Genomic DNA, 13385 nt, shown 5'->3' with positions numbered 1-13385 from the left:
TCTAGAAGGAAAACGGGGGCGCAATCGTTGAAATGTATGGTAAGATGTTAGGTAGAGTACCATTTCTATTTCGATTAGTGGAGGCGCTTACTTATGGACCAACAATTGCAGCAAGAGGGATACTTTGGAGAGTTTGGCGGCAGCTTCGTCCCGCCGGAATTGCAGGAAGTGTTGAGTTATTTGAGTGAGCAATTTTATAAGTTTAGAGATGATCCGGACTTTAAAGAAGAGCTCAGCTATTACTTGCGCGAATATGTTGGCCGCGAGAATCCGCTAACTTATGCGGAGCGGCTGACCAAAGCTTGGGGAGGGCCGAAAATATACTTAAAGCGCGAGGATCTGAATCATACCGGAGCGCATAAGATCAACAATGCGATTGGCCAGATTCTTCTCGCGAAGCGAATGGGAGCCAAGCGGATTATCGCGGAGACCGGTGCTGGACAGCACGGTGTTGCTACGGCAACGGCCTGCGCTATGTTTAATATGGAATGCGTCATCTACATGGGAGCTGAAGATACGCGCCGGCAGGCGCTTAACGTGTTCCGGATGGAGCTGCTCGGCGCGACAGTTGTACCGGTACATAAAGGCCAAGGACGGCTGAAGGATGCGGTAGATGAGGCGCTGGGCGATCTGGTTCGCAATTATAAAAATACGTTTTATTTGCTCGGTTCTGCTGTGGGTCCGCATCCGTTTCCGACGATGGTCAAGCACTTTCAGGCAATTATTAGTGAAGAATCGAAGCGGCAGATTATCGAGAAAGAAGGCCGTTTGCCGGATGCGGTAGTAGCCTGCGTAGGCGGCGGCAGCAATGCGATCGGGGCATTTGCCCACTACATCGACGAGCCGAGTGTTCGCTTGATCGGCGTCGAGCCTGATCAAGCGCCAACCTTAACCGAAGGCGTCCCAAGCATCATTCACGGCTTCAAGTGTTTGGTGCTGCTGGACGAGGAAGGACAGCCGAAGAAGACCTATTCAATCGCTGCGGGTCTTGACTATCCGGGCATTGGACCGGAGCATAGCGACCTGAAAGTGAAGGGCCGGGCCGAGTATGCGGCGGTCAGCAATGAGGAAGTGCTGGAAGCCTTCCAGGAACTGTCCCGCACGGAGGGGATTATCCCTGCTTTAGAGAGCGCACATGCGGTGGCCTACGCGAAAAAGCTGTCGTCTACGATGAGTAAGGATCAAATTATTATCGTTAATCTGTCTGGCCGCGGGGATAAGGATGTCGAACAAGTGTATCAAATGCTCAAATAAAAGTAACGGATGCATCGCGTATTACAATACATTAGAAATTGAAGGGCGCCCATTTGGCGCTCTTTGTTTCGGTTCATAGATGATTGGGATGCTCGAACAAGAGTGGCTTTTTTAGTGCTTTACCCTTAACCTTAACTTAACTGAACTTGATCTATCATGGGTCAAACAAATAGGATAGGGGCGACAAAATTGAAAATATTGGTAGTTGAAGATGATCTGTCGATGCAGAAGTCGATTTGCATGGGTTTGCGAAAATTCAGCTATGCAGTCGATGCGGCATCGGACGGCGAAGAGGCGTTGCGAATGGTCGAAATCCACGAATATGACGCGCTTGTGCTGGACTGGAATCTGCCTAGAATCGATGGGATCGATGTCCTAAGAGAGATCCGTAAGAATAACCAAGACATCAAAATTCTGATTCTGTCGGCACGTTCCGAGGTAGAGGACAAAATTTTTGGTTTGGACACCGGAGCGAACGATTATATGGCGAAACCCTTTCATTTCAAGGAGCTGGAGGCTAGACTGCGGGCGCTGCTCCGCCGGAGATTCACCCAGACGGATACGCGAATGTCACATGGCGAGCTGCTGATCGACACTGCGTTAAAGACCGCGTACGTTAAGGGCAACCTAATGGAATTGACGAAGAAAGAATACGGCATTCTGGAGTACCTGATGCTTAACAAAGATAAAGTCGTCAGTGCGGAAGAAATCATGGAGCACCTGTGGGACAGCAGCTTCGACGGGTTCTCGAACTCGCTCAAGGTTCATATCAATTCTCTCAAAAAGAAGTTGGCGGCGCTCTTGGGTGAACAGGAAGTGATCAAGAACCGGAGAGGGCTTGGATATTACATAGCGGAGGTGCCGCTAGATGCGTATTAATTCCCTTCCGCTGCGTGTGCGGCTAACTTTATTAATGGCGATGATACTCTCCATCGCATGCTTCTCGCTCATGGCCGCTTTAATCTATACAGCTCGCATCGTTTATGTCGCCCCGCAGCTTGTTCCTAAAGTCAGTACCTCAGAAGAAATGGGGAGAGAGCCCCTTCCAGTAACCATACCGTCTGTGCCTCCAATACCGTCTGCACCTCCCATACCCTCCGTGCCGCCTGTCTTGATTGAGCAGCAGATTAACTTCGCCTCTACTGGCTTCCTGTGTGTAATCTTGATCATCGCTAGCGGAAGCGTCCTTACCTACAGGGTAGCAGGAGGAGCGCTAAAGCCTGTCACAGACTTAAGCAAGGAGATCGAAGAGATCGATGAAAATAATCTGTACAGGCAGGTTCAGGTTCCCCCGTCCAAGGACGAGGTATCGAGGTTGTCCATATCGTTTAATCGAATGATACGGAAATTAGAAAAATCTTTCACAGCTCATAAACACTTTACAGCCAATGCGGCTCATGAACTCAAAACACCGATCGCCGCTATGCTCGCCAGGATTGAGGTGGTACAGCTGGGTGGCCCGCCATCACTTGAAGAATATAAGGAAGCACTGCAGGATACGCAGTGCAATGCGGAGCGACTTAACATCCTGGTTCACGACCTGCTCCGAATGAATGCGGACTTGAATGTGGCCGCCTGTGTGACATTCTCAGCGAAGGAGCTGTTCCAGTCGATCTTAAGTGAGCTTGCTGCGGAGGTTCAAAGCAAGGATATCGATATCGAAGTCCACCTTGAGGATATACCAGTCTATGGAGAGAGGAATCTGTTGCACCGGGCATTCTCCAACATTCTTCATAATGCCATCAAGTATAACAAGCCGAATGGGAGCATTCAAATCACTGGCACACGCCATCCGGATACAACGCGGATTACCATAGCCGATACGGGTATTGGGATCCCGGAGGATCAGACGGACAAAATCTTTGAACCTTTCTACTGCGTGGACAAGTCGCGTTCCAGAGAGCTGGGGGGCAACGGACTGGGGCTGTCCATCACCAAGGCGGTCATCGACAAGCATAGTGGCTCAATACAAGTCCAGAGCGCAATGGGTATGGGCACCACATTCGAGGTTCAACTGCCTAACGCCTCCACCGTTTATTGAAGCGGTTTCTGCCGTACTTGCGTCGGGCCGTTTTTTGCCGAGCTTAACCTAGAATTAACCTTTCCTCCTGTATAGTCATGGTATATCCATGTATTGGGGGAGACGAGATATGAGAAAAATCATTTCAATCGTTCTGATGATGATTGTACTTGCGACGGGGATTGGATTGGAGCGGCAACTTTTGCGTCCGCCTGTGCCGCCATCCGAATCCGGTGCTGATTATCCGGCATACGAGCGGATGTTGACGAATCTAAAGGCGATGACGGTCGAGGCGCATCCACCCGGATCGAAGGAACTGGAGTCGGTACGAGCCTATCTGTTGGAGCAAATACGAGCAATGGGCTTGGAACCGAAGGTCGAGAAAGTAACTTACACGATCACGGACGTGATGGCGGACATGTTTGAGCGCAGTGGCGTACCCGACTTTGAGAATTTGCCGCCGCTTGCTAACGGACTTTCTCACGAGGATAACTTCAAGAATGGCATTCGTACACGGGCCCATTTTGACGAGAATGATAAATTGATTCTGCAAAATATATTGGTGAAGCTGGACGCCCCCGCAACAGATCGTGGCATCCTGTTTTCGGCCCATTACGACACCAAACCGACGACCCCTGGTGCGGCAGACGACATGGTCTCGGTTACCGCCCTTCTGGAAGCCATGCGCGAGCAGGCGAGGAACCCGAATTTGCAATCGGACCTTTATTTTCTATTCACGGATGGTGAGGAATTAGGGACGCTGGGAGCGAAGGAATTCGTTCGATCGCACACGGAGCTTCTCGGTAATATCGATCTGGTCGTCAACTTCGAAGCGCGCGGCAATCGCGGCGGGCTGCTGATGTTTGAGACTTCTGACGACAATCTGGATGCGGTGCGCTACTTTCAATCTGCAAGCTCTCGTCCGCTAGCTTTTTCGTTCACGACCGGGTTATACCTCCGGATGCCCAATGGGACGGATTTGACCCGTTATTTGGAGGCAGGCTACTCTGGCCTAAATTTCGCGGCAGTTGAGGGGATTGAGAGTTACCATGAAAAATCGGATAACTTTGAAAATTTGGATCGTAGTACGGCATACCATTTTCTGATGTCCGCCTTGGAAATGGCTGATCATGCCGCACGGGTTCCATTTAAAGATGGAAGAAAACAGGATAGCCTCTACTTTTCCTTATTGCCCGGCTATTTAGTGATCATGAGCAAAGCCGAGTCTTATGCCCTGTCAGCCGCAGCCGCCGGGTTCGCCCTATGGTATATGATCTTTCAGATTCGAACGGGCAGCTTACGGTTCCGCACAATGATTGCCGAATTGGGCCGGCTGCTCGGATGGATGGCCGGAGCGGCGGTATTGAGCTGGGGAGTCGTATCGGGGGTAACACAATTGCTGAACCTGTCCGAGTCGACGAATAATGATGCCGTGTTCTTAAGTATCGTTTTCGCTGTGGGCGCGTGCGCTCTCGCTGTGGCGATCATTCGAGATAGCAAGCTGTCGCTGCACGAAGCCCTTGCCGGTCTTCTGCCCTTTCTCTTGCTGCTGATTGTAGGTAGCGCCGTTTTGTTCCAAGATATTAGCTATTTGTTCTCGCTTGGCACCATGGGGATTCTAGTTGTTGCCTTACTGGATCGGTACCGAATCGGAAGATGGATTTCGTCAGTCGTGGTCGGCACAGTAATCGTTTTTCTGTATGCGCCTGTATGTTGGTTATTCTATGTACTGTTCATGCTGCCTTTCACCCCGGTAGTGACTGCGATAAGCGTCATTCCCATTTCGATCGCTTCCGCTTTGTTGGCGACAGTATCGAAAGATCCTTCCTCGGAACGAAACCGTCCTGGAGTACAGCAACCCGATAAACACTGATGTTACTTTCGGGAAACCATGAAATGATTTTAGAGGGTCGTTCTATCTGTCTTTTTTTCGGAGAGCGGCTCTGTACAAAAACAGGTTGCCGAATATTAGAAAAACGATTGCAAATAATAAGACACCGGTATGAAGCATAAGTCACAAAGGAAGAGGATTTGGAGTGAAAAACAAAGAGTTGAACAGGGGCCTCAAAGCGCGCCATATTCAGATGATAGCTTTGGGAGGCACGATCGGTGTAGGTTTATTTATGGGCTCTGCCAGCACGATAAAATGGACGGGTCCATCCGTTATGCTTGCTTATGCGGTTGTAGGGATTTTTATATTTTTCATCATGCGCGCAATGGGGGAAATGCAGTACGTAGAACCGAGTACGGGGTCATTCGCTACCTTCGGATATAAGTACATTCATCCTTTGGCAGGCTATATAACGGCTTGGAGCAACTGGTTTCAATGGGTCGTTGTCGGGATGTCGGAAATCATCGCGATTGGCACATATATGAAATACTGGTTTCCCGATTTGCCTGCTTGGATACCGGGTATAATCGCAATGGTGCTTCTCGGCGCCGCCAATTTACTGTCGGTTAAATCATTCGGCGAATTTGAGTTTTGGTTCGCCATGATTAAAATTGTAACCATCGTATTCATGATCGTTATAGGATTGAGTCTCATTTTCTTTGGGATAGGCAACGGGGGTAACGCGATCGGATTTTCGAACCTGTGGCAGCATGGGGGCTTCTTCACGGGGGGCTGGACAGGCTTTTTCTTTGCGCTTTCCTTGGTCATTGGGGCTTACCAAGGTGTCGAACTGATCGGGATTACAGCCGGTGAGGCGGCAAATCCGCAAAAAACGTTAATGCGTGCGACCCAAGGTATCATTTGGCGTATTTTGATCTTCTATATTGGCGCCATATTTGTCATTGTGACCGTCTATCCCTGGAATCAGCTGAACGCGATTGGCAGTCCGTTCGTAGCGACGTTTGCCCAAATCGGTATTCCGGCAGCGGCGGGGATCATCAACTTCGTCGTCATCACGTCTGCCATGTCCGGTTGCAACAGCGGAATTTATAGCGCCGGGCGCATGCTCTATACGTTAGGGGTAAACGGACAGGCGCCCAAAATATTTACGAAAATATCCCGTACCGGCATCCCTTTGCTGGGAACGATTGGCGTGCTCGTCGGACTGGGCATTGGCGTGATTTTAAGCTATATTACACCGGAAAATCTGTTTGTGTATGTATACAGCGCCAGCGTACTTCCCGGTATGGTACCGTGGTTTGTTATTTTGATCAGTCAAATGAAATTCAGAAAACGAAAGGGAGCTGGGCTGGATCATCATCCGTTTAAAATGCCTCTTACCCCATTGACCAATTATGCAACCATTGTTTTCCTGCTCATCGTATTGGTCGGTATGTGGATCAATGATGATACCCGCATCTCCCTAATGGCCGGACTTGTGTTCTTAGGCATGGTTGTGATCAGTTTTTATGCTACGGGCGTTGGCAAAGCCGCTCCTGTGAGTACCGAAGCAGATGATGAACTAACGAACGAATCGGGCTATAAATAATGGAGCCCAATGAAGTGAAGCTTGTAAATGGACTGCCTTCGATCTTTTAGTAACGTTATTTATTGAAATCAAAGAAAGATACGATATAATATTTTTGTAATGAACCGAGATTGCCATTTGCAAAGTGGAAATGGAGTGCATTAATATTCTGAAATTATCCTTGGACGATCCGGATACTTTATTTGCGGTGGCCCATGCTATTGCCTCCAAAGTGAGGATCGATATCATTCGTTTGTTAGATACTCAGAAACTGAATATCGTTGATATCGCCCACAAGCTCAATTTGCCAGTCTCCACAGTAGCCCTTAATATACGCGTATTGGAGACTGCTGGGCTTGTCATCACAGAGACGCTGCCTGCCAAACGGGGAACTATGAAAATATGTTCCCGAAACCTTGAAATGATCCAGCTTAAGCTAAAACAGTCGGAGCAGTACAAAACAAATACGAACAGTTATGTAATAGAGATGCCGATTGGCCAATTCTGTGATAGTGACGTGTATCCTACTTGCGGTTTACTGAACAGCAACGGTATTTTATATCCGTCGGAGGAACCTGCGGTTTTTTATGATCCACAATGCATTACGGCAAGTCTTCTCTGGTTTCGCAAAGGGTATGTTGAGTATAAATTCCCGTCCCTACTTCCGCTAAAGGCGACAATTAAATCGATACAGTTCTCAATGGAGTTGTGTTCAGAAGCACCAGGATTCAATCACAATTGGCCTTCGGATATTACCGCCTGGATCAATGGCGTTGAGATTGGGACTTGGACCTGCCCGGGAGATTTTGGGGACCGCAAGGGAAAGTTAAATCCTGCGTGGATTATCGAAAACCATACTCAATATGGACTGTTGAAAACGTGGAAGGTCGACGATCGGGGAACGTATCTGGACGACGTAAGGGTGTCCGACGTCACGCTGGGAGAACTAAATTTGGAAATTAAGAAGCAAATTCGGTTCCGGATCGGCGTCAAACACAATGCAAGAAATATCGGCGGCATGAATCTGTTCGGCAAACAATTCGGCGACACCGAGCAGGATATCATTATGCGAATAATGTACACGTAAAACGGATTTTTTTGCTATTACACGTTTACAAAAAGAAGACATTTGTCCTCCGATGGTAATGGACGAATGTCTTTTTTGTTATCTTAAATCCTTATAAAACGTACTGCGGCACAACTCAAGATTGCAGAGAAAACATATAGGATACTACGTACCTAATATTTTGTATTACATGAATATTGAAACACAATGACATTTTTGTTTAATTTGTTTTAATATTTTGGTAAAAAAGTATTGAATGAATGGGTTTTCAATGATAAACTTTATTTCAGACATAAATAATGTAACAAACATAAAAAGTGTAATAAAATTTTAACCTTGAGAAGGGGAGGTCTTATCAATTGTATAAAAAATTATTCAAGATCGTGATTACTTCTGCTTTGACGCTAGGTTCGGCAGTCGGCTGCAGCAATAACACCAACTCAATAAACTCGGTTGGAAACGAAGTCAATACGTCCAAAAGTACGCAGCCAGTGACGTTAACGCTCTATTCAATGCCTGCATTCGATCAAGATGAAATTCAGAAAAACATTATCGATCCGGTGACAAAGAGGTTTCCTTATATTTCATTTGAAGTGTTGCAATCGGATGGACCTAATCAGGAAGCGACATTCCAAAAGTTTATGTCCTCAGGGACCGTTCCTGATATTACAATGACCAACTATGATACGATTCGAATACTGCAGGATATGAAGGTTTCGATGGACTTGTCGGAACTGCTCCAAAAGAACAACGTGGACTTAGCGAAATTCAACCCACAGGCGATTGATGCGCTGAAAATGTACAATAACGGCAAAGGGTTGGTAGCGCTTCCATATTTTCTGAATTTGCAGACCCTAATGTACAACAAAGATATATTCGACAAGTTCGGAGTTTCTTATCCCACAGACGGACTTTCATGGAACCAAGCCGTTGAGAAAGCAAAACCGGTAACTAGAATGGTTGACGGGATTCAATATCTGGGATTAAATCCGGGGCGTCCTTATGTGCTGTCCACCCAGCTTGACCAGCAGTGGGTCGATCTGAAGACAAACAAGCCGGCTGTCCAGACCGACGGCTGGAAGCAAACTTTCGATACGATGAAGCAAATCTACTCGATTCCAGGTAACCTGCCTTCAGTCAAAAATCAGTTTTGGGACATTAACCCGACGATGATGAATAAGAAGATTCAAGCAATGGCAATGGTGTGGTGGAACGGACTTCTTTTAAATGTAAACAAATTAAATAAAACCGGCGATACCTTGAATTGGGATATCGTTACAACACCCGTGTTCGAAAGCGCTCCCAAACAGGCGCCATTTTTGGATCAATTCGTTTGGTCTATCTCCTCGCAAAGCAAACACAAGGATGCAGCGTTCGATGTCATTCATTATCTCACATCGACGGAGATGCAAAAAAAGCTGGCGGAAAGCGGCTATATTCCATCACTTATCGAAGATAACGTCCGTCGAAGTCTTGGCGCCGAGAACACCGCATTACAAGGGAAGAACCTGCAGAGTCTATTCAAATCCACATATGCTAAGCCTATGGTTCCCGTGAATTTTAACGCTAACGCTCTGATGAACGCAACGTATGAGGATGTTATGTATAAGAACGAAGACGTTAATACCGCGCTACGAAAGCTGGATGAAGCGATGTTAAAGGCGAATGAAGAGAACAGGGCAAAGAATGCGCCTTAAATCCACGTTTCTCCCGGTATTTATACATTAGAAGAGGTGCAAACATGAGAAGAGCAACACAAGACTCGCCGAATATTTTATTGATTCAAACAGATCAGCAATCTGCTGAGACATTGGCGCTTTACGGAAATCGTTTGGTCCAGACGCCCAATCTGGATAAGCTTGCTGCCAGAGGTGTTACGTTCGAGCATGCTTATTGCAACTACCCTGCATGTTCACCGTCCCGATCATCGATGATGACAGGCCGATATGCTTCTACGATCGGCGTTCATGCCAATCATATGCTTATCAATCCCAATGAAACAACACTGCCGCAGGTTCTGAAAGAGAGCGGCTATCAGACAGCGATTATTGGGAAAAATCACGCTTTTATGGGACAGAAGGCTAAAAACTATTATTCGGATTCGGTGTCTAGTAATGCCAGTATTCTTCAAGACGTATTCGACTATATTCGACTTGCTGAGCACGGACATCTGGTTGATGGCTACAGACAGGATCCTGAGGTGATAGCTGCTCACGAGTGGGCCGTAAAGCACTGCTTCCGAGTGCCGCTCGGTCACGGTAGTAATCCCGCGCGTAAGGAGAAGTGCGGCACGCATCTGCTTGGAGACACCGCTATCGAGTATCTGGAAGAAAAGCGCATGACGGATCGGCCATTCTTCATGTGGCTGTCGTTTCCGGACCCGCACACCCCATATCAAGCTCCTGAGCCCTATGCCTCAATGTATATTCCCGAGGAGGTACCGCTCCCTCCAAAAGACAGCTTGGAGGGCAAGCCGGAGCGCCAAAAGGTTGCAAATATGATGGATGCGATGGATAGGGCTGATGACGATTTAATCCGGAAGGTAAGGGCTGTTCATTACGGAATGATCAGCTTTATTGATGATACGCTCGGACGGGTGTTTGCCAAGATGGGAGAGCTGGGCTTAATGGACAACACGGTTATCATCTTTACTTCCGATCACGGCGATTCGATGGGGGCGCACGGACTAATACAGAAGCATAATGCGTTCTACGATTCGTTCACTCGCGTGCCGTTCATCGTCTCACTGCCGGATTATAAGGGAGCCCAACGCAGCTCGCACATGGTCGAGCTTGTCGACGTCATGCCGACCCTGCTCGAGCTGGCAGGTATTCCGATTCCTTATGAGGTGCAGGGGAAAAGTTTGGGACCGTTTCTGTATGGTGATAAAGCATATGTCCCTAGAGATTATATTGTAATGGAAAGTGGAGAAGACGGCGAACCGATTCGAGTATCCGACATAACCGTTCGACCGGAGCATCCGCTCGACGACCGTTACTTCGTATGGTGTGCATATCGCGAGGCTTGGATGGGGAAGGGCAAGTGTATCCGCACTCATGACTGGAAGTTGAGTGTTTACGCAAACGGAGACGGAGAGCTTTATAATTTGCGCAGCGATCCAGACGAGCTCGTGAACCTGTTCGATCATGAAGAGTATGCATCCATTCGCAGCATACTTGAGCGCAAGCTAATCGTTTGGAGCATGGAGAAAGAAAACCGTATTCCCGAGAACCGCACGGTGAAGTTGCATTACGCCCAGATCAAGGAACAGGCACTTGCCAAAGATCAAGCATCCGTTTCCCACCAATAAGATCAAGCCTCCAATCGGCAATATGGCGGATTGCAACTCAGTCTTGCAAAAGGATTACGAAGGCGAGGAAAGCTAGAATGAAATTAGTTCAATGGATGCTAATCGTTTGCAGCTTATCCCTGGTTGTGATTCCAAACAATCAGAATGCTGTTGCAGATCCGGTCTATTACACTAACGTAAACTTTTCGAATATCAAATTCCACCCGTTGCTTAAATCAAAAATAGGTTTGGCAGGAGCGCTTCAAACAAGGCGCGTCAACGACAGCTTGTCATATATGGATGACATAAGACCGGCTTTCTATAACGGAGAAATTCGTTTCCCGAACACGGCGTGGCCATATCTGACACCTTATCCGATTGAGGAGCTGTCGGACGGAACGATTCAGGTACAAGACAATACGCTTCTAAGAAATTTACACCAAGGATTGAATGATCGAAACATTCAAATTATCCACCAGATCATAGGCGCCCCGAAGCAGTGGCATCCCTACGATGAAGCAGAGGCAGCAGGCGCTAAATTCCCGTTTCCAACGAATCTGGTTAAGTCGGCGGAGGCAATGAAACGATGGTCGCAGCAATATAACAGCTACCCAATAACCTGGACGATGTGGAACGAGCCTGAGCATAATTTAACCGGAGAACGAACCGATGAATCCGCTCAACACTTGCTTGATATTTACGAGGCGTACTACGAGCAGATGAAGCCTGTTAACAGTAAGGCATTATTTGGAATGGCGAATTTGATTCCATGGGGAGCGCAGTTACTTCCGGAATTAGGTGGGCAATCATACATTCAGACACTCATGAGCAAGTACTTTTCTCTTAGATCGACGAAGCCGAATGTGGAGTTAGATTATTTGACGATGAATAATTATGGGCCGAGAATATGGAACGACAGCTTGCTCGAGAACGCTCGCAACGCCCTTGGAACACAAGCCAACAAGACGCCGCTAATGCTTCTTCAGTACGGTCCTTATAATCCGGGCTCACAATGGGATTCAAACGCAGGACTAACCTCGGAGGCCGTTAAATCACTAACCGATCTTGACAAGTTTATGAAAATATCGGATTTACAGGCTGTCGGCTTCGCAGGTTGGATTGGACATCTATTGAGATGGCAAGGGAGCAACGTTCAGGAATTGCCGCTCTATAATATGCTGAAACTATATGCGCAGATGCCGGTGTGGAGAGTCAGCTCAGGCGGCAGTTTACCTTCAGGAGTCAAATCGTTTGCATCGGCGGATGAGCACCGTGCGTCCATCATGCTGTGGAACGATTCAATGACTCCCTATTCGATCAATGTTAATCTGAATAACATTCCCAATGAGATCCTGTCCAAACCGACGCCAACACTTTCCGTATACAAAATCGACGCCAACAATGGAAGCCCGCTTGAGAACGGAACGGCCGCGTTTGCTCCGATAGAGGAACAGGCAATGAGTTCAGCCAGCGTAACAAAGACCGTAACGATAAGCGGTCCTGGAATTACTTACATACAAATTGACAATGGTACGGGAGATGCGGTTTTGGACCGCGGTGGATTGACAAATGCATCTATCTTAAAAAAACATTTTTATAGCGACAGACTGAATGATACAAACGGCAATACGTATGTGAGGGAAAGCTATTGTGCTTACGATGCAGTTAGAGCGACAGCCTATGCCGGTGTTAACGGATCCTTAGGAAGAGCCGTGTGCGGTACAGAATACGAGGGCCTGCCCCATAAGCTGAACGTGGATGTGCTTACCGATAAATTTAGTCAAACCTTACTCTCTACCGACAGCATGTTCGGCATCCGGGTCGACTATATCGAGAATGGAGCTGCTGTTAAGAGTGTATTGTGGCATGGAGATGTGTTCAATTCAGCTCGTACGAAAAATTTACCTTGGGGTAAAGGAGGCACAGCAGCTGACCAAGAAATCATTAGGTCCCAGTTGAATAAAGGAAGCGTCGGGAACCGACAATTCGAGCTTGATTTGATACAGAATGCGCCCAGCTCCTGGGAGGCTAATGGAAGCAGAGCTATGATTTCATTCTGGATGGAATCTACCGGAGAAGGATCGCAGGCTAGATTTATGCTCTCATCCATTGATTGAATCGATTTCTTGCTGAGTTCGACTTCGACCTCCCATGACCTTGGCTAGCGTTCGAGATCGCACATGAGGGGATTCCTAATAAAAGCGACCTAGACAGGTCGCTTTTTCGATTCTTATCCATGATTATTTCCGCATTCAGAGGGAGCCATCGGGAAAAAAGGATAGCGGCTCTCATTGTGCGCTTCCCGTTTCCTCTGTATGACTGTATGATGGTTAAGGA

Annotated in this window: 9 protein-coding genes; all 9 read left to right on the top strand. The window is 47.5% G+C overall.

Annotated elements, in window-relative coordinates:
* The first annotated feature begins 93 nt into the window (after nt 1-93).
* The 9 genes from trpB to KXG62_RS13810 all read left to right on the top strand — a co-directional run bounded on the left by trpB (nt 94) and on the right by KXG62_RS13810 (nt 13165).
* Nucleotides 94-1254, top strand: coding sequence for a tryptophan synthase subunit beta (gene trpB / locus KXG62_RS13850; RefSeq protein ID WP_218092561.1), 1161 nt, complete (start codon nt 94-96; stop codon nt 1252-1254).
* A gap of 189 nt (nt 1255-1443) precedes the next feature.
* Entirely contained in the window at nt 1444-2133 is a 690-nt protein-coding gene (locus KXG62_RS13845; protein ID WP_218092560.1) for a response regulator transcription factor, read from the top strand.
* Nucleotides 2123-3295: a sensor histidine kinase gene (locus KXG62_RS13840; RefSeq protein WP_218092559.1), complete on the top strand. Its 1173-nt coding sequence runs from the start codon at nt 2123-2125 to the stop codon at nt 3293-3295. The genes KXG62_RS13845 and KXG62_RS13840 overlap by 11 nt, the downstream gene beginning before the upstream one ends.
* Nucleotides 3296-3404: 109 nt before the next feature.
* Complete coding sequence (locus KXG62_RS13835) at nt 3405-5147, top strand: M20/M25/M40 family metallo-hydrolase (protein WP_218092558.1); 1743 nt, start codon at nt 3405-3407, stop codon at nt 5145-5147.
* 163 nt (nt 5148-5310) lie between these two features.
* On the top strand, nt 5311-6714 hold the full coding sequence (locus tag KXG62_RS13830; protein ID WP_218092557.1) for an amino acid permease: 1404 nt from the start codon (nt 5311-5313) through the stop codon (nt 6712-6714).
* Nucleotides 6715-6844: 130 nt separating this feature from the next.
* On the top strand, nt 6845-7780 hold the full coding sequence (locus tag KXG62_RS13825; RefSeq protein ID WP_246627439.1) for an ArsR/SmtB family transcription factor: 936 nt from the start codon (nt 6845-6847) through the stop codon (nt 7778-7780).
* A gap of 338 nt (nt 7781-8118) precedes the next feature.
* The gene (locus tag KXG62_RS13820; RefSeq protein ID WP_218092556.1) at nt 8119-9456 is read left to right on the top strand and encodes an ABC transporter substrate-binding protein; all 1338 of its coding nucleotides are present in this window, start codon (nt 8119-8121) and stop codon (nt 9454-9456) included.
* A 44-nt stretch (nt 9457-9500) separates the two neighbouring features.
* The gene (locus KXG62_RS13815; protein ID WP_218092555.1) at nt 9501-11069 is read left to right on the top strand and encodes a sulfatase family protein; all 1569 of its coding nucleotides are present in this window, start codon (nt 9501-9503) and stop codon (nt 11067-11069) included.
* Between the two features lie 77 nt (nt 11070-11146).
* On the top strand, nt 11147-13165 hold the full coding sequence (locus KXG62_RS13810; protein ID WP_218092554.1) for a hypothetical protein: 2019 nt from the start codon (nt 11147-11149) through the stop codon (nt 13163-13165).
* Nucleotides 13166-13385 lie beyond the last annotated feature (220 nt).

Origin of the sequence: Paenibacillus solanacearum, from assembly GCF_910593845.1 — a bacterium.
Taxonomy (GTDB): Bacteria; Bacillota; Bacilli; order Paenibacillales; family NBRC-103111; genus Paenibacillus_G; species Paenibacillus_G solanacearum.
This window is presented reverse-complemented; position numbering and strand designations above follow the sequence as displayed.

What these genes read in the sequence shown, in the direction of transcription:
- trpB (WP_218092561.1), top strand. Translation starts at nt 94, where the DNA reads ATGGACCAACAATTGCAGCAAGAGGGATACTTTGGAGAGTTTGGCGGC.
- KXG62_RS13825 (WP_246627439.1), top strand. Translation starts at nt 6,845, where the DNA reads ATGGAGTGCATTAATATTCTGAAATTATCCTTGGACGATCCGGATACT.
- KXG62_RS13835 (WP_218092558.1), top strand. Translation starts at nt 3,405, where the DNA reads ATGAGAAAAATCATTTCAATCGTTCTGATGATGATTGTACTTGCGACG.
- KXG62_RS13815 (WP_218092555.1), top strand. Translation starts at nt 9,501, where the DNA reads ATGAGAAGAGCAACACAAGACTCGCCGAATATTTTATTGATTCAAACA.
- KXG62_RS13810 (WP_218092554.1), top strand. Translation starts at nt 11,147, where the DNA reads ATGAAATTAGTTCAATGGATGCTAATCGTTTGCAGCTTATCCCTGGTT.
- KXG62_RS13840 (WP_218092559.1), top strand. Translation starts at nt 2,123, where the DNA reads ATGCGTATTAATTCCCTTCCGCTGCGTGTGCGGCTAACTTTATTAATG.